The organism is Arenimonas sp., assembly GCF_035312645.1.
Classification (GTDB): domain Bacteria; phylum Pseudomonadota; class Gammaproteobacteria; order Xanthomonadales; family Xanthomonadaceae; genus Arenimonas.
The window spans coordinates 1-16,788 of record NZ_DATGBO010000128.1 but is presented as its reverse complement, the minus strand read 5'-3'; the positions used below and the strand labels follow the sequence as shown (position 1 = coordinate 16,788).

The following is a 16,788-nucleotide window of genomic DNA, read 5'->3' as shown; positions in this document are numbered from 1 at the left end:
CACCGTGGCCGCGCGCATGGCGGTTCAGCTTCGGCGACCCCGTATCGGATCGCCTACCCCACCCACACCCGCGCGTTGCGGAACAGGCGCAGCCAGGGCGAGGCTTCGCCCCATTCCGGCGGGTGCCAGCTCATCTGCACGGTGCGATGCACGCGTTCGGGATGCGGCATCAGCAAGGTGCTGCGGCCGTCGCTGCTGGTCAGGCCGGTGATGCCGGCCGGCGATCCATTCGGATTGGCGGGATGGGTTTTCGCGACCGCGCCGCTGCCGTCGATGAAACGCATCGCGACTTTCGCCAGCGCCTGGTGTTCGGGCGCATCGAATTCGGCGCGGCCTTCGCCGTGCGAAACGACGATGGGCAGACGCGCGCCGGCCATGCCCTGCAGGAACAGCGATGGCGAATCGACGATCTCGACCTGCGACAGCCGCGCCTCGAATTGCTCGCTGCGATTGCGCAGGAAACGTGGCCAGTGTTCCGCGCCAGGAATCAGCGTCTTGAGTTGCGCCAGCATCTGGCAGCCGTTGCAGACGCCGAGGCTGAAGCTGTCGCTGCGTTCGAAGAACGCCGCGAACTGCTCGCGCATGTCCGGGCGCTCGAGGATCGACGTCGCCCAACCGCGACCGGCGCCAAGCACGTCGCCATAGCTGAAACCGCCGCAGGCCGCGAAGCCCTTGAACTGCTCCAGGCGCGCGCGGCCGGCGATGAGGTCGGACATGTGCACGTCGACCGCCGTGAAGCCAGCCTTGGTGAACGCCGCCGCCATCTCGAACTGGCTGTTGACGCCCTGCTCGCGCAGGATCGCCACGCGCGGCTTCGCGCCGACGTTGATGTAGGGCGCGGCGATGTCGTCGGCGATATCGAAGCCGGGCTGCGCGATCAATCCGGTCGCGTTGAAATCGCGCTGGTGTTCGCGTTCCTCGTCGGCGCAGTCGGGATTGTCGCGCAGGCGCTGCATGGCATGCGTGGTCGACCACCAGGCGTCGAACAATTCCTGCCAGCGCCATTCCACGACGGTCTCGTCGTCCTCGTGCACGCGGATGCTGGGCGTACGCGTGGGCTTGCCGATGCGCTGCGCGCAATGGGTGAGGTCGTGGCGGTTGACCAGGTCGGCGAAACGCGCGCGATCTTCGGCGGCGATCTGCACGATCGCGCCGAGTTCCTCGTTGAACAGCATCTTGAAGGTGTCGTCGCCCCAGTCGTCGAGCGAAATTTCCAGACCAAGACGCGAGGCGAAAGCCATTTCGCACAAGGCAGCGAAGGCGCCACCATCGGAGCGGTCGTGATAGGCGAGCAGCAACTGATCAGCGCGCGCGGCCTGGATCAGGTCGAAGAACGCGGTGAGCGTTTCGGGCTCGTCGAGATCGGGGCAGGCGCCGCCGATGGCTTCATAGCATTGCGACAGCACGCTGCCGCCGAGACGCTTCTTGCCGGCGCCAAGACCGATCAGCCACAACTCGGACTCGACTTCGCGATCGAGCACCGGCGTCAGCTGGCCGCGAACATCGGCGACGCGCGCGAAGGCGCTGATGATCAGCGACACCGGCGCCAGCGACTTCTGCGGCACGCCATCGCTATCCCACTGCGCCTGCATCGACAGCGAATCCTTGCCGACCGGAATGCTGATATCGAGTTCCGGACACAACTCCAGACCGACCGCCTTGACCGCGTCGAACAGCAACGCGTCCTCGCCTTCATAACCAGCTGCGGCCATCCAGTTGGCGGAAAGTTTTACTTCCGACAGCGACGCCACCGGCGCCGCCGCGAGATTGGTGATCGCTTCGCCGACCGCCATGCGCGCCGACGCGGCGGCATCGATCAAGGCCAGCGGCGTGCGTTCGCCGATCGCCATCGCTTCACCGGCATTGCCAAGGAAATCGGTGAGCGTGATCGCGCAATCGGCCAGCGGCAGCTGCCAGGGGCCGACCATCTGGTCGCGCGAGCTCAGGCCACCGACCGTACGGTCGCCGATCGTCACCAGGAAGTTTTTCGCCGCCACGGTCGGATGCGCGAGCACGCGCAGGCCGGCCTCGTGCAGCACGATCTGGCTGGTATGCAGTTTCGGCCAACGCACTGCATGCGGGCGGTGGGTGTCGCGATGCATTTTCGGCGCCTTGCCGAACAGCAGATCCATCGGCATGTCGATGGCGAAGTCTTTCGTCGCGGGCAGATCCACGCCGTAGCCGACGACCAGGCGCTGCTCCTGCGTGGCTTGGCCGACCACGGCATACGGACAACGCTCGCGGGCGCAGATCGCCTCGAATTCCGCCAAGCGCTCAGCAGCAACGCCGAGCACGTAACGCTCCTGCGATTCGTTGCTCCACAACTGCATCGGCGACAGCGAGGGATCGTCGCTGGGCACCTTGGCCAGATCGATCACGCCACCGACGTCGGAATCGTGCAGCAATTCCGGGATCGCGTTCGACAGACCGCCGGCACCGACGTCATGCATGAAGCGGATCGGGTTTTCTTCGCCGAGGCCGACGCAGCGATCGATCACTTCCTGGCAGCGCCGTTCCATTTCCGGGTTGTCGCGCTGCACCGAGGCGAAGTCGAGATCCTCGGAACTCTGGCCCGAGGCGACCGACGATGCGGCGCCACCACCGAGGCCGATCAGCATCGCCGGACCGCCGAGCACGATCACCGCGTCGCCGGGACGCAGCGAAAGTTTTTTCACCATCGATCGATCGATCGCGCCGAGACCGCCGGCGAGCATGATCGGTTTGTCGTAGGCGCGGGTCAGGCCGGGCGTGCCGGTCGGAAATTCGAAACTGCGGAAATAACCGGTGAGGTTGGGCCGGCCGAATTCGTTGTTGAAGGCCGCGCCGCCGATCGGGCCGTCGAGCATGATCTCGAACGCCGACGCCATGCGCGGATTCAGCGCGCGCGGTTTTTCCCAGGGCTGCGGCAGCGTCGGAATGCGCAGGTGCGAGACCGAGAAACCGGACAGGCCGGCTTTCGGTTTGCCACCGCGACCGGTCGCGCCCTCGTCGCGGATCTCGCCGCCGTTGCCGGTGCTGGCGCCGGGAAACGGCGCGATCGCCGTCGGATGGTTGTGGGTTTCAACCTTGATGCAGAAAGCGCTGTCGAGCGGCGGCAGAAAGCGGTATTCACCATTCTCGCCAGGTCGAAGACGCTCGCCGATGTGGCCTTCCACCACCGCCGCGTTGTCCTTGTAGGCACTGAGCGTGAGTTGCGGCGATTGCTGGTGGGTGTTCCTGATCATGCCGAACAGCGACTGCGGCATGTCCTCGCCATCGATCGTGTACTTGGCGTTGAAAATCTTGTGCCGGCAATGCTCGGAATTGGCCTGCGCGAACATCATCAGTTCGGCATCGGACGGATCACGCTGCAGTTCGCCGAAACGCAGCAGCAGATACTCGAGCTCGTCGTCGCTCAGCGCCAGGCCCAGCGCCGCGTTCGCTTCGCGCAAGCGCGGCAGCGGGATGCGCTCGAGCTTGCCGGCGGGCTGGCTGACGAACAGGCGCGCGGCTTCGTCGCGGCTGGCCAGCAGGGATTGCGTCATCGGGTCGTGCAACGCCGCTGCGAGTTTCGGCCAGCGCGGATCGTTGGCGGCCGGCAGGCCGATCAGATCGAGACGCAGGCCACGCTCGACGCGTTTGAGCGCATGGCCGGCACCGCGCAGGATTTCGGTGGCCTTGCTGGCCCAGGGCGACAGCGTGCCCAGACGCGGGGTGACGAAGCGGCTGCTGGCGCCCGGTTCGGCGACGGCATCGGCAGTGCAGCCCTGGAGGATGCGGCCGAGGGTGGTGGCGTCGAGGACGGCCATGACCTCGGGCTCAAGGAAATAGACATGCCAGGCGCCGCTGACTTGCAGCTCGGGGACGATCTGGCGGAGGCGGGTCTGGAGACGGTCGCGGCGGAAGGGCGACAGGGCCGGCAGGCCCTCGAGGACGATCATGTCCGCTCAATTCCGTGGAAACGGGACGGCCATTCTAAACGAAGCGGCCCGCCCGGGATGCCCGGACGGGCCGCAAAAACGCCTGAAATCGACCCAGACCGGGCTTATTTGCCGCCGGCGACGGCCGCGTCGTGGTCCAGTCGCGCCAGCATGTCGGCCGGCGACAGGTAACCGCCGATCTGGCTGCCATTGGCCGAATACACCGCCGGCGTCCCTTCGATGCCGATTTTCTGGCCCAGCTTGTAGTCGGCAGTGATCGGATTGGCGCAGGTTTTCTGCGTGATCGGGCGGTCGAGCTTGGCATCGGTCAGTGCCTTGCGACGATCGTCGGCGCACCAGACGTAGACGGCCTTGTCGTAGGACTCCGAATCGATGCCGGCGCGCGGGAAGAACAGGTAGTCGACGGCGATGCCGGCCTTGTTGTAGTCGGCGATCTGCGAATGCAGCTTGCGGCAGAAGCCACAGTCGATATCGGTGAAGACGATGACGTGGTATTTGGGATTGGCCGGCGCGAAGGTGATGAAGCGGTCGCGGGCGATGCCGGCCAGCACGCTCTTGCGCAGCACGGCTTCGCTGGCGTCGGTGAGGTTGTTGCGCGAGGCGAGTTCGACCAGCGAACCCTGCAGCAGGTATTTGCCGTCGGCACTGACGTACACCACTTTTCCGCTGAGCGAGACTTCGCGATAGCCGGGGATGACCGAAGGCTTGATGCTATCGATGGGCATTCCGGGAACCGCCTTGCTGATCGCCGCGCGGATCACCGCATCTTCGCCAGTCGTGACCGGCTTTGCAGGCACGGCCGCCGTGGTCGCCGGCTTGGGCTGGGCGCAGGCGGTAAGCGTGCCAAGCACCAAAGCCACCAGCACCAATAATTTTCTCGAGCTCTTCATGCCGCCATCCTGAGTGGGTATCGGAATCGGGACGGCCAGGCCGCCCGGAAAGTGCGGCCATTTTGGCATGGGCGGGGCGGGACCGGGCGACGACCGCGTTCACATTCCGCAGATCCGAACCCTCACCTGACAAAGCGCAGCCAGGGGCCGATCAGGCAGCGCCGGCGCCCCGGACCATCGCACGCATCGCCGCGTCGGAAATCCCACGCAGGTGTATGTGGCGATCATCGATTTTCTGCGCCCAGACCGTGCGGCCGAAAATCGCGAGGATGACGAGGCCGGCCAACATCGCCACGCCGCCGATGAGCGCCAGTACGTCCAGATTTTCACTCACGCCCGCGATCATCGCCGCCAACCCCGCCAGGAACACGCCACCGGCGATGAGTCTGCGTTTGCGCAGGCGGGCATTTTCCGCATCCGACAAACTGAAAATTACCTCGGAGGATTTGCGGAAGATCAGCCCGAGCACGATGAAGACGAGAACGCTGAGCAAGATCGACAGATACAGCCATGGCGACATCCAGTAGAGTTTTTTGGTGACGCGCACGCCGCCGCCCGGCAAGGTTTTTCCGCTCAGGATGCAAATGGGCGGCAGCGCCGAATCACGCGGAACCAGCAGGCATTTGCCGCGGATCTGCAGCATCGACGACGCTGCAACTCCTTCCACATGAGCAGACGGCGGGGAATACGGGTTGATTTCGTGGCTGTCCATGCATGCGTTCCGCTGGTGGCCGCGCAGCTTATCCGGCGCAGGCGCCAGCGTCATCGCTTTTCGCCGCGGCCCGAACTAGGCGCGTGGATGGTGCTGCTGGTGCAGCCGCTTGAGGCCCTCACGCGCGACCAGGGTGTAGATCTGCGTGGTCGACAGGCTCGAATGCCCGAGCAACATCTGCAGCGCACGCAGATCGGCGCCGTGATTGAGCAGATGCGTGGCGAAACTGTGGCGCAGGCCATGCGGGCTGACCTTGGCCGGGTCGATGCCGGCGCGCGCCGCCAAACGCTTCACCGTCGCCCAGAACTGCTGCCGGCTCAACGCCTCGCCACCACTGGTAAGAAACAGCGGCGCGAGATTGCGCTTGCCGGCAAGGGCCGGGCGCGCTTCGGCAAGGTAACGCTCCAGCCAGTGCTGTGCTTCCTCGCCCATCGGCACCAGGCGCTCCTTGCTGCCCTTGCCCATCACCCGCAGCACGCCCTGGCGCAGGTTGACCGCGACCGTCGGCAAATTGACCAGCTCGCTCACGCGCAGGCCGGCCGCATACATCAACTCGATCATCGCGCGATCGCGCAGACCGGCAGGAGCTTCGAGATCGGGTGCGTTGAGCAATGCCTCCACTTCGCTTTCCGACAGCGCTTTTGGCAGCGAGCGTCCGAGCTTGGGCGGGTCGATAAGCGCGGTCGGGTCGTGTCCCATCTCGCCCAGGCGCAACTGCTGCGCGTAGTAGGCGCGCAGCGACGACAGCAGGCGGGCATTGCTGCGCGCGGCATAGTTTTGCGCAGTGCGCGCGGCGAGGTAGTCGAATACGTGCTGGCGTTGCACGCCGGCAAGATCGAGGCTGCGGCCTTGCAACCAACGCGCAAAGCCATCGAGATCGCGGCGATAGCTGTCCAGCGTCTGCCGCGACAAACCCGACTCGCCCCAGATCCGTTCGAGGAAGCGCGCGATCCGCATCGAATCGATATCGGCGGCCGCTGGCAGGCCTTGCGCATACTGTCGGCGTTCGGCGGGCGTGCGCGGATTCATGCCCCGAGCTTAGCGACCGCACCGCGCGCCGGCTATCCTTGGCGCATGAATGAAAGCACCGAACCCTCCGCGCGCCTGACCGCGCACCCCGCCGCGCTCGGCTGGCGCCTGCTCGCGCTGACCTACGACTGCCTGCCGATGATTCCGCTGACGATGCTCACCAGTGCCGCCTTTCTGTGGCTGCATGGCGGCCGCACGGTCGAGACCGACCCATTGTTTGCGGCGCTCGAGATCGGCGCGATCTGGAGTCTGGTCGGCGCGTATTTCGTGCTGTCCTGGCAGCGTGGCGGCCAGACCATGGGCATGCGCCCCTGGCGTCTGAAAGTGCTCGCCGCCGACGGCAAGCCCGCAGGCGCGAAAGCGCTCTGGCTGCGCTATCTCGTCGCCTGCCTCACGCCAGGGCTTTGCCTGCTCTGGACGTTGATCGATCGCGAACGCCGCGGCCTGCACGATCTCGCGGCGGGGACCGCGTTCGTAAGGTTGGACGCGTCGACGAAAAATTGATTGGAAAAATACCGGCGGCGTCGGCCTGGCGATGGTGCGCGGTCGTCGCTCCGCGTCCGGCGGTTTATTCCCGCCGCCCCAACCAGCCCCAGCACACCGCCAGCAACAGGATCGGCGAGATCAGATAGGCGATGCGCACGTCGAAGCGGTAGACCTCGGAAAGGCTGACGAACATGCGCTCCGACAGCACGTAGCCGATACCGATCAGCATGCCCAGGAACAGACGCTGGCCCAGACCGCCCGAGCGCAGCGAGCCGAAGGCGAACGGCAGCGTCGCCAGGCACAGCACGATCACCGTCAGCGGATAGAACCAGCGCCCCCAATAAGTCTCTTCCAGCTTGACGGAATCGAGCTGGTTGCGGCGCAGGTATTCGATGTTGGTCAGCAACTCGCTGCTGCTGAGGTAGCGCGGCCGCGTCAGCGTCGCTTCGATGGTCTTGTCGTCGAGCGCGGTCTGCCATTTTTCGCTGGCGATCTTCTCGACACGCACGCGGTTGGCTTCGAAATACGTACGCTCGACATTGAACAGGGTCCAGCCGTTGTTGCGATGCTCGGCCGTGCGTGCGTGCGCGAGCGATTGCAGGCGACCGGCCTTGTCGAACTGGTAGAGCTTGACGTCGTCGAGTTCAATCCACTCCGCCCCGGGCTGGCCGCGCGTGGCGCCACTGCGGGCGTTGAGGAAGATGTCGCCCTCACGCACCCACAGGAAGGTGTAGCGCGCGATGATCAGCGCCTTCGCCTTGGTGTTGGCCAGCGACTGCGCCTGTTGTTCGCCGGCCGGGCTGAGGGTTTCGGCATTGACCACCATCAGCGCGGTCACGCACATCAGCGGCAGCAATGCCGCCAAGCCGATCTGCAGCTTGGACAGGCCGGCGGCGCGCATCGCGGTGAGCTCGGAACTGCCCGCGAGGCGCCCCAGCGCCAGCAGCGTGCCGATCAGCGAGACATACGGGAACAGGTCGTAGCAGCGCCGCGGAATGGTGAAGAACATGTACAGCATGGCGTGGCTGAGCGTGTAGCTCTCCTTGCCGACGTCTTGAATCTCGCTGGCGAAATCCACCAGCATGTTGAAACCCAGCAACACCGCGCCGACCAGCAGGGTCGTGGCGAGAACGTTGCGCGCCAGATACAGGGTGATGAGCCGCGGCATCCTGATCATGCCGTCGCAGTCCGCGGTTTCGGCAAACGGCCATCGCGCCAGAACAACCACATCGCCAGCGCCAGCATCGGCAGGTGCACCCACCACAGGCCGAGCATTGGCGGCAACGTGCCGGTGCCCAGCAGGGACGTACCGAGAATCAGCAACAACATGCCAACCACATACACCAGCAACGCGAACAGGATCAGTCCGTATTGCGGCTGCCGCGGCTCGCTGCGCGCCAGCGGCAGCGCGAACAACGCGAGCACGCCAGCGAGGATCGGCATCGCCAGGCGCCAATGCAATTCCGACCAGGCCGGCGCCTTGCCGTCCTTGAACAAGCCCGGCGTCGAGGTGGCGGCAAGATTGTCGCTGGCCTCGGCCTGCTCACGGTCGGGGACGCGGATGTCGTTCTGCGCAAAACGCATCATCCGGTAGTCCTTCTGATCCAGCGCACCCTCGACGCGGAAACCGTTGTCGAGCCGGAGCACGCGTTCGGTGTCGCCGATCAGCATCAAGTGACCGGAATTGGCGGTGATGATGTCCATGCGGCCGGCGTGATCGCGCTGCACGAACAGATGCTTGAAACTGGTGCCGTCGGGCGCGAGCTCGCTGACATAAAGAATGCCGCCCTTGCCCGGCAGCTCGACGAAACGTCCGGGCTCCAGGCCCGCGATCAGGAACGAGCGGTTCGCGGTTTCGATCATGTCCTTGCCGGTACGCGCGGCCAGCGGGCCCAGCCACAGCGAGGACAGCGCAACGATCACCACCACCGGCAGGCTCACCCACAACAATGGTCGCCACAGCCGTTGCGGGCCGAGGCCGATCGAGGCCAGCACCGCCATTTCACTGTCGGCGTACAGCCGGCCGATCGCCATCAGCAGACCCAAAAACAGCGCCAGCGGCATGACCAGCGTCAGGAAGCGGATCGAGCGCAGGCCCAGTTGCGACAACAATAGCGCCGCCGGCACCTTGCCCTTCGCCACTTCCTGCACCAGATCGGCGAACAGGCCACCCAGGGTGACCAGCAGCAGCACCGCCGTCACGGCGAGTACGGTTTCGGCGAATTGGCGGAGCAGGTGGCGCTCGATAAGAAGCATGCAGGGGCGTCGGCAGATGGCGGGGGCGGCTTGAACTAGAATACGTGGCCCCGCCGGGTCGCAGTATTTCCGCGACCGGCCCGACCTCATTCGATCAATTGTACGGAAAACCTCTCCATGGCCCTCGATTTCCAACTCCACCGCCTAGACCCGACCACCGCCGACAGCGATTGCGTGGTCGTGGGTGTGTTCGCCGACAACAGCCTCAGCCCGTCGGGCCAGGCCTTGGACGCGGCCAGTGGTGGACGTTTGGCGGCATTGATCGGTCGCGGCGATGTCTCCGGAAAGATCGGCCGCACCGCCCTGCTGCCCGACCTGCCGGGCGTGAAAGCGCCGCGTGTGCTGGTGGTCGGCCTCGGCGAAACCGGCAAGTTCGCGGTGCCGCAATACCTCAAGGCGATCGCCGATACCGTCCGCGCGCTGCGCATCGGTCCGGTCAAGAATGCATTCGTCACCCTCACCGAACTGCCGGTGAAAGGTCGCGACCCGGCCTGGAACCTGCGCCAGGCGGTGATCGCCGCCGACCACGCCGCTTACGAATACACCGCCACGCGCAGCCGCAAGGCCGAAGTCACGCTGGCGCAGGTCACGCTGCTCGGCGACGAAGCGCAACGCGGCGAATTCAGCCGCGGCGTGGCGATCGCCGCTGGCGTCGAGTTCGCGCGCGAGCTGGGCAACCTGCCGCCGAACATCTGCAACCCCGGTTATCTTGCCGAGCAGGCGCAGAAAGTCGCCAGCGAACACGCCAATGTCAGCTGCGAAGTACTCGAGCGCGCCGACATGGAAAAACTCGGCATGGGTTCGCTGCTCGCGGTCGCGCGTGGTTCGGCGAATGCGCCACGACTGATCGTGCTGCGCTACACCGGCGCCGGCGACGCCAAGCCTTTTGCGCTGGTCGGCAAAGGCATCACTTTCGACACCGGCGGCATCAACCTCAAAGTCCAGGGCGGCATTGAGGAGATGAAGTTCGACATGTGCGGCGCCGCGACAGTGATGGGCACCTTCCTCGCCGCCGCGAAAATGCAGCTGCCGCTGAACCTGGTCACCGTCGTGCCGGCAGTGGAAAACATGCCGGATGCCGACGCCTATCGTCCCAGCGACGTGATCACCTCGATGAGCGGCAAGACCATCGAAGTCGGCAACACCGACGCCGAAGGCCGCCTGATCCTTTGCGATGCACTCACGTATGCGCAGCGCTTCGAGCCGCAGGCGACCGTCGACGTCGCCACGCTTACCGGCGCCTGCGTGATCGCGCTGGGCAAATACGCGGCCGGCCTGATGAGCAAGCACGACGACCTCGCCGAGGAATTGTTCGGCGCCGGCGAGAATGTTTTCGACCGCGCCTGGCGCCTGCCGCTCTGGGACGAATACCAGACCCAGATCGAATCGAGTTTCGCCGACATCTACAACATCGGTGGCAAGGGCGCGGGCGCGATCACCGCCGGCTGCTTCCTCTCGCGCTTCACCGAAGGTCAGCGCTGGGCCCACCTCGACATCGCCGGCGTCTCCAACGACGAAGGCCGCAAAGGCATGGCCAGCGGCCGCCCGGTAGGCCTGCTGAGCCAGTGGCTGCTCGATCGGGTGGCGTGATGATGATCGGGAGAACGGAGTGGGGAGACAGGAGAGGTAGCGACGTTTTCGTCTGCACCGTCGCCCGTACCTTCCCGCTTTTCCTTCTCCCGTCTCGCAACTCCCGTCTCCCGCACCACTGACATGCCCCGCGCCGACTTCTACCTCATCGCCAAGCCGCGCTTCCTCGACAAGCCGCTACTGCTGGTCTGCGAACTGGCGCGCAAGGCCTGCGATGGCGGTCAGCCGATGCTGATCTTCGTCGCGTCGCCGCAGCAGGCCGAGGTGCTGGACGAGTTGCTGTGGGAGTTCGATCCCGATGCCTACATCCCGCACCAGATCGCCGGCACTGATGAAGATGACGAACTCACGCCGGTACTGATCGTGCCGCCGGGCGTGACCACGCCCATGCGTGCGCTGGTGCTAAACCTGCGCAACGACGCGGTTGCCGGAAATATCGAGCGCGTGCTGGAAGTCGTGCCCGCCGATGCGTCATCGCGCGAGCCGCTGCGCGAGCGCTGGAAGCAATACAAGGAACGCGGCTTCGAGGTCAGCAAGTTCGACATGTAACCGCGGCCCCGTAGGAGCCAGCTTGCTGGCGACTTCCTCACGGAAGACAAACTCGGTCCCAGCAATCAGGTGAGCATCGCGATAGTTGCTGGCCGGTTAGGCATTGTCGCCAGCAAGCTGGCTCCTACGACGACAAGCGCTCGGCGAGCAGTGATTCCACGGCGTCGACTTTCCTCGGCACGCCATCCGTGAGCACGCGATGGCCGTTCTGGGTGATCAGCACATCGTCTTCGATGCGGATGCCGATGCCCTGGTATTTCGCCGGCACGCCTTTCATGCCCGGTGCGATATACAGACCCGGTTCGATGGTGAACACCATGCCCGGTTCGAGCTCGCGGAAATCGCCGGCGAGTTTGTATTCGCCGACGTCGTGCACATCGAGGCCGAGCCAATGTCCGGTCTTGTGCATGTAGAACTTCTTGTACTCGCCGGCCGCGAGATTCTGCTTGAGCGTGCCCTTGAGCAGGCCCAGGGACAGCAGGCCCTCGGTCAGTGTCGCCACCGCCGCATCGTGGCCGGCGATCCACGGTTTCCCCGGCACGGCCTGCGCCAGCGCCGCGTCCTGCGCCGCAAGAACGATCTCGTACAGCGCGCGCTGCTCTTTCGAATAGACGCCGTTCACTGGCCAGGTGCGGGTGATGTCGGAGGCGTAGTTGCCGTATTCGGCGCCGGCGTCGACCAGCAACAGGTCGCCGTCGCGCATGGTCGCGTTGTTGGCGCGGTAATGCAGCACGCAACCGTTGCTGCCGGCGCCGACGATCGGTTCGTATGCCGCGCAGGCGTTGTGCCGGCGATAGACATATTGCAGCGCCGCCTCGACTTCGTATTCCTGGGCACCGGCGCGGGTCGCGCGCATCGCCGCGACCTGCGCCTCGCAGGCGATATCGGCCGCGCGTTGCATCAGCTTGATCTCGCCCGCGCTCTTGAACAGGCGCAGCTCGTGCAGCAGATGGCCGAGCTCGAGGAATTCGTGCGGCGGCTGCGCACCTTGCCGCACCTGCGCACGCACGCGGTTGAGCCAGCCGATCAGTTTGAGATCGAAGTCGGTGTCGCGGCCGAAGTGGTAGTACACACGCGTGCGGCCTTCGAGCAGGCCGGGCAGGATGTCGTCGAGGTCATCGATCGGATACGCATCATCCATGCCGAAGTGTTCGATCGCACCTTCCTGGCCAACACGTGGACCGTCCCACGCTTCCTTGTCGGCATCGCGTTCGCGACAGAACAACAGGCATTCGCCGTGCTTGCGTCCCGGCACCAGCACCAGCACCGCATCGGGTTCAGCGAAGCCGCTCAGGTACCAGAAATCGCTGTCCTGCCGATACGGATAGGTGGTGTCTTTGCTGCGGATGCGCTCGGGCGCCGCCGGCAGGATCAGGATGGCGTCGTCCGCAGCCATGCGCATGAGTTGTTTGCGGCGCTTGGCGAATTCGCTGGGTTTGATCATTTTCGGAAATCGGAAATCGGAAGACGGAAATTATTTTGCTCGCGGCAGCACTGGCGTTGTGTTGGTCAATTCAGAGATCGCCGATGCCGTGGCGCGAGCACGCAGTCGCTGTGCAGCAAGAGCACTGCGACGCGCACGAATTCGGTGACTTCTTCCAGCGCTTCCTCGTCGGTATCAGGATCGTCGTAGGCGAGATCGCTGGCAGCGATGCGGCTGAGGTCGTTGAGCGCGTCCTGCGATTCTTCCGACAGCGGCGGCTTGGCGCCGGCCGCGAGGCCGAAACCACCGAGAAAACCGCGACACCAGGACAGCAGGCCGTCGCCGCGTTCGGACACCGACAGTTCGGCGTCGGGCAGCAGCAATTCGAAACCGAAGTCCGGGGATTCGAGCAACTGGCTGGTGTTTTCGAACATCTGGTCGAGCACGCTGCCGGCGTCGGCGCCCGACAGATCGTCATCGGCCATCACCTTCGCCAACCAGTCGTTGCGTGCCAGCAGGCCACCGCCGGACAGATAGCCACAGAGCAGGCCGTGCAGTTCGGAGGCATCCACGCCGAGGCGCATGTCGCCGATCTGGGCGCCGATCTCGGCATGGGTGGGCAGATCGATCTCGGTCATTGGGTCGCCAGCGTGTGAGCCGGGACATTCTAGCAAGGCGATCCGCGCGGCCGACGCATTCAGCTTGTGGCCGTGAAGGCGGCCACCTAAACTGCCCCGGGGCCATGAGCGAACGCGAGGAGCTGCCGTAGTGCGGGCAACAACCGGATTGGCCAGGTTTCAGGCGCCTGCACTGCGACGCATCCGGTGCGTGGCGTTGTCGGGCCTGTGGCTGACCGCTGCCCTGCTCCCCGGCCTCGCACTGGCGGCCACGACCGAAAACGTCGACTTGTTCGCCGGCTCGCAATGGATACTGCTCGCGCTTGCAGCGCTGCTCGCGTGGTTGCTGTGGTGGGTGTTGCGCAAGCGCCGCCAGCAGGAAACCTCTCTGCTTGGCGAGATCCGCGAGCGCGAGGCGCGGCTGAATCTGGCGCTGTGGGGTTCCGGCGACGAATTCTGGGATTGGAACATCCGCGAGAACAGCCTGTACCGCCTCGGCGCGAACCAGTTGCTGGGCCAGGGCTCGCTGGAATCGATGAGCACCGACGACTGGCGCTCGAATTCGATCCACCCCGACGACCTGCCGCGCGTGCAGAAGCTGCTGCAGGAACACATCGTCGGCCATTCCGAGCTCTACGATTCCGAACACCGCATCCGCAACGCACGCGGCGAATGGATCTGGGTACGCTCGCGCGGCAAGGTGGTCGAGCGCGATTCCGCCGGCAGCCCGCTACGCATGGCCGGCACGGCCCGCGACATCACCGCGATCCGCCGCGCCGAGCGCGAGCGCCGCGTCGCACTGGAAGTACTGCGCTCGATGAGCGAAGCGGTCGGCGTGATCGACCTCGAGTTCCGTTTCATCTCGGTCAATCCGGCCTTCTCGCGCATCACCGGCTACAGCGAGGAAGAGGTCGTCGGCCAGAACAGCAAGCTGCTCGATTCCAGCCAGCACAGCCAGGATTTCTACCGGCGCGTGCGCGACATCCTCGAACGCACCGGCCACTGGGCCGGCGAGATGTGGCAAAAGCGCAAGGACAGCGAGGAATTTCTCGGCTGGATCGAGATGTCGGAAGTGCGCGACAGCCAGGGCCTGCGCAGTCATTTTGTCGCCGTGGTCAACGACATCACCGACAAGAAGCGCGCCGAACAGGAACTGCGCTACCTCGCCAACTACGACACGCTGACCGGACTGCCCAATCGCGCCCTGCTGTCGGAACGCCTCGGCCGCGCGATCGTGCGGGCGCGCCGGCAGGAAACCCGCGTCGCGGTGTTGTTCCTCGATCTCGACCGTTTCAAGGACATCAACGATTCGCTCGGCCACGCCGCCGGCGATCGCTTGCTGAAAGCGGCAGCGACGCGCCTGCAGGCGACGGTCAGCGCTTCCGATACCGTCGCCCGCCTTGGCGGCGACGAATTCACCGTCGTCCTTGAGGACGTCGAGAGCCTGCCCGCAGTCGAGCGCATGGCGCGCGAGATCCTCAACGCGTTTTCGATGCCGCTGGAAGTCGACGAGCGCCACGACGTCAGCATCACGCCTTCGCTGGGCATCAGTCTGTATCCCGATCACGCGCTGGTGCCGACCGACCTGCTCAAGTTCGCCGACACCGCGATGTACCAGGCGAAAGCCGAAGGTCGCAACACCTACCAGATCTACAACGAAACCATGGATGCGGAATCGCGCCGGCGCGCGACCGTACTCGCATCGCTGCGCAAGGCGCTCGATCGCGGCGAATTCCGCCTCGTCTACCAGCCGCGCATGGCGCTGGCCGACGGCCGCATCACCGGCGTCGAAGCACTACTGCGCTGGCATAGCGCCGAACTCGGCGAAATCAGCCCGGTCGTGTTCATTCCGCTGGCCGAAGAAAGCGGCCTGATCCTGCCGATCGGCGACTGGGTGCTGGAAGAAGCCTGTCAGACGCTCAAGCGCTGGCGCAATCACGGCCTCACCGAGCTGTCGATCGGCGTCAACGTCTCGGTGCTGCAGCTGCTGCGTTCCAACCTGCCGGAACATCTCACGCAGGTCATCGAAGACACCGGTGTGCCGGCCAATCGCATCGAACTGGAAGTCACCGAATCGATGGTGATGCAGAACGCCGAGCAGACCACGAATGTCTTGAACGAATTGCGCAAGATTGGCGTGAGCCTGGCGATCGACGACTTCGGCACCGGTTATTCGTCGCTGGTCTACCTCAAGCGCCTGCCGATCGACACGCTGAAGATCGACAAGGAATTCATCGGCGACCTGACCAAGGATCCCGACGACGAGGCGATCACCGCGACGGTGATCACCATGGGCCATTCGCTGGGCTTGAACGTGATCGCCGAGGGCGTGGAAACCGAGCAACAGCTGTCGTACCTGCGCGAACAGGGTTGCGACGAAATCCAGGGTTTCTGGCTGTCGCCGCCGCTGGATGCGCATCGCTGCCTGGCCTTCATCCGCAGCTGGCAGCCGGGCACCGTGGCGGCGATTCCGGCGCCCTACTAGTTGTTGACCCGCAGCCGACCCGCGCCTAAGGTGCCCCGATGAACGATACGCACGCCCAGCTGCAACTGCTTGCTGCCCGCATCGACAAGCTGCTCGACCTGACCAAGCGTCTCGCCGACGAGAACCGCAGCCTGCGCCAGGGCCAGGAACAACTGGTCAGCGAACGTGCGCAACTGCTGAGCAAGAACGAGCTGGCCCGCTCGCGGGTCGAGGCCATGATCACCCGTCTCAAATCGCTGGAGAACAACGCGTGAGCGACCCGGTCAGCGTAAAGATCCTCGACCGCGAATTCACCGTCGGCGTCGATGCGGAAGGACGCGAAGGCCTGATGGCCGCGGCACATCTGCTCGACGCACGCATGCGCGAGATCCGCGGCAACAACAAGATGGCGGCGCTCGATCGTGTCGCGGTATTGGCGGCACTGAACCTTGCGCACGAATTGTTGCAGCTCAAGAACGGCGACCAGTCGCAGAGCCAGGAAATTTCCAACACGCTGGGCGAGATGAATCGCAAGCTCGACGGATTGTTCGACACGCTGGCGGCGCGGCAATAAAAGCGCCGTTCGTCGCGCAGCCGATCGCCGCGACATCTAAACAGATTGCCATAGCTTTCCGCGTGCGTCACGCGCGGGAGCGATTGGAAAAGACGATGGCGTCCGGGAATTTATTCACGAAAAACTTCCGTCGCGACGTTATACTTTGCCTGCGTCCTCTGCCGTGTTTGACAGCCTGCGCTAACATACGCCTTGTCCCATAAACACGACCTGGGAATCCGGCGCCATCGCTGTGTGCATGTCCGCCCTGTTGCGGAAAGCCTGATGGGGTGGCACGG

At 64.9% G+C, this 16,788-nt stretch carries 14 protein-coding genes; 6 read left to right on the top strand and 8 right to left on the bottom strand.

Features of this window, described 5'->3' with window-relative positions; genetic code table 11:
• Positions 1–53: 53 nt before the first annotated feature.
• The 4 genes from purL to xerD form a co-directional block, all read right to left on the bottom strand.
• On the bottom strand, positions 54–3,920 hold the full coding sequence (gene purL / locus VKM35_RS11640; RefSeq protein WP_324321187.1) for a phosphoribosylformylglycinamidine synthase: 3,867 nt from the start codon (positions 3,918–3,920) through the stop codon (positions 54–56).
• 104 nt (positions 3,921–4,024) lie between these two features.
• Positions 4,025–4,810, bottom strand: coding sequence for a DsbC family protein (locus tag VKM35_RS11635; protein WP_324321186.1), 786 nt, complete (start codon positions 4,808–4,810; stop codon positions 4,025–4,027).
• Between the two features lie 151 nt (positions 4,811–4,961).
• Positions 4,962–5,522 (bottom strand): hypothetical protein, encoded by a 561-nt coding sequence (locus VKM35_RS11630; RefSeq protein ID WP_324321185.1) that lies wholly within the window; start codon positions 5,520–5,522, stop codon positions 4,962–4,964.
• 75 nt (positions 5,523–5,597) lie between these two features.
• Entirely contained in the window at positions 5,598–6,551 is a 954-nt protein-coding gene (xerD, locus tag VKM35_RS11625; protein WP_324321184.1) for a site-specific tyrosine recombinase XerD, read from the bottom strand.
• A 45-nt stretch (positions 6,552–6,596) separates the two neighbouring features.
• Here xerD and VKM35_RS11620 point away from each other — a divergent pair, with 45 nt between their 5' ends.
• On the top strand, positions 6,597–7,055 hold the full coding sequence (locus VKM35_RS11620) for an RDD family protein (RefSeq protein WP_324321183.1): 459 nt from the start codon (positions 6,597–6,599) through the stop codon (positions 7,053–7,055).
• A gap of 64 nt (positions 7,056–7,119) precedes the next feature.
• On the opposite strand, the gene lptG is transcribed toward VKM35_RS11620, so the two are convergent.
• Positions 7,120–8,214 (bottom strand): LPS export ABC transporter permease LptG, encoded by a 1,095-nt coding sequence (gene lptG, locus VKM35_RS11615; RefSeq protein ID WP_324321182.1) that lies wholly within the window; start codon positions 8,212–8,214, stop codon positions 7,120–7,122.
• The gene (gene lptF, locus VKM35_RS11610) at positions 8,211–9,293 is read right to left on the bottom strand and encodes an LPS export ABC transporter permease LptF (RefSeq protein ID WP_324321181.1); all 1,083 of its coding nucleotides are present in this window, start codon (positions 9,291–9,293) and stop codon (positions 8,211–8,213) included. The genes lptG and lptF overlap by 4 nt, the downstream gene beginning before the upstream one ends.
• Positions 9,294–9,410: 117 nt before the next feature.
• Here lptF and VKM35_RS11605 point away from each other — a divergent pair, with 117 nt between their 5' ends.
• Together VKM35_RS11605 and VKM35_RS11600 are read left to right on the top strand one after the other, a co-directional pair.
• Positions 9,411–10,883 (top strand): leucyl aminopeptidase, encoded by a 1,473-nt coding sequence (locus VKM35_RS11605; RefSeq protein ID WP_324321180.1) that lies wholly within the window; start codon positions 9,411–9,413, stop codon positions 10,881–10,883.
• Positions 10,884–11,006: 123 nt separating this feature from the next.
• Positions 11,007–11,432, top strand: a complete 426-nt coding sequence (locus VKM35_RS11600; protein ID WP_324321179.1) for a DNA polymerase III subunit chi — start codon at positions 11,007–11,009, stop codon at positions 11,430–11,432.
• Between the two features lie 124 nt (positions 11,433–11,556).
• On the opposite strand, the gene VKM35_RS11595 is transcribed toward VKM35_RS11600, so the two are convergent.
• Complete coding sequence (locus tag VKM35_RS11595) at positions 11,557–12,876, bottom strand: aminopeptidase P N-terminal domain-containing protein (RefSeq protein WP_324321178.1); 1,320 nt, start codon at positions 12,874–12,876, stop codon at positions 11,557–11,559.
• A gap of 65 nt (positions 12,877–12,941) precedes the next feature.
• Positions 12,942–13,484 carry a UPF0149 family protein gene (locus VKM35_RS11590; RefSeq protein ID WP_414636646.1) on the bottom strand — a complete coding sequence of 181 codons (543 nt, stop codon included), beginning with the start codon at positions 13,482–13,484 and terminating at the stop codon, positions 12,942–12,944.
• A gap of 199 nt (positions 13,485–13,683) precedes the next feature.
• Here VKM35_RS11590 and VKM35_RS11585 point away from each other — a divergent pair, with 199 nt between their 5' ends.
• Genes VKM35_RS11585 through VKM35_RS11575 form a run of 3 tightly spaced genes read left to right on the top strand, consistent with a single transcriptional unit; the run spans position 13,684 to position 16,510 of the window.
• Positions 13,684–15,957: a putative bifunctional diguanylate cyclase/phosphodiesterase gene (locus VKM35_RS11585; protein WP_324321176.1), complete on the top strand. Its 2,274-nt coding sequence runs from the start codon at positions 13,684–13,686 to the stop codon at positions 15,955–15,957.
• A gap of 38 nt (positions 15,958–15,995) precedes the next feature.
• Entirely contained in the window at positions 15,996–16,211 is a 216-nt protein-coding gene (locus tag VKM35_RS11580; protein WP_324321175.1) for a TIGR02449 family protein, read from the top strand.
• Entirely contained in the window at positions 16,208–16,510 is a 303-nt protein-coding gene (locus VKM35_RS11575) for a cell division protein ZapA (RefSeq protein WP_324321174.1), read from the top strand. The genes VKM35_RS11580 and VKM35_RS11575 overlap by 4 nt, the downstream gene beginning before the upstream one ends.
• The last annotated feature ends 278 nt before the right edge of the window (positions 16,511–16,788 follow it).

Bases quoted from the DNA above. Each gene is read 5' to 3' on its own strand.
- VKM35_RS11605 (WP_324321180.1), top strand. From the start codon at position 9,411: ATGGCCCTCGATTTCCAACTCCACCGCCTAGACCCGACCACCGCCGAC.
- lptF (WP_324321181.1), bottom strand. From the start codon at position 9,293: ATGCTTCTTATCGAGCGCCACCTGCTCCGCCAATTCGCCGAAACCGTA.
- VKM35_RS11580 (WP_324321175.1), top strand. From the start codon at position 15,996: ATGAACGATACGCACGCCCAGCTGCAACTGCTTGCTGCCCGCATCGAC.
- purL (WP_324321187.1), bottom strand. From the start codon at position 3,920: ATGATCGTCCTCGAGGGCCTGCCGGCCCTGTCGCCCTTCCGCCGCGAC.
- VKM35_RS11600 (WP_324321179.1), top strand. From the start codon at position 11,007: ATGCCCCGCGCCGACTTCTACCTCATCGCCAAGCCGCGCTTCCTCGAC.
- VKM35_RS11620 (WP_324321183.1), top strand. From the start codon at position 6,597: ATGAATGAAAGCACCGAACCCTCCGCGCGCCTGACCGCGCACCCCGCC.
- xerD (WP_324321184.1), bottom strand. From the start codon at position 6,551: ATGAATCCGCGCACGCCCGCCGAACGCCGACAGTATGCGCAAGGCCTG.
- lptG (WP_324321182.1), bottom strand. From the start codon at position 8,214: ATGATCAGGATGCCGCGGCTCATCACCCTGTATCTGGCGCGCAACGTT.
- VKM35_RS11630 (WP_324321185.1), bottom strand. From the start codon at position 5,522: ATGGACAGCCACGAAATCAACCCGTATTCCCCGCCGTCTGCTCATGTG.
- VKM35_RS11595 (WP_324321178.1), bottom strand. From the start codon at position 12,876: ATGATCAAACCCAGCGAATTCGCCAAGCGCCGCAAACAACTCATGCGC.
- VKM35_RS11635 (WP_324321186.1), bottom strand. From the start codon at position 4,810: ATGAAGAGCTCGAGAAAATTATTGGTGCTGGTGGCTTTGGTGCTTGGC.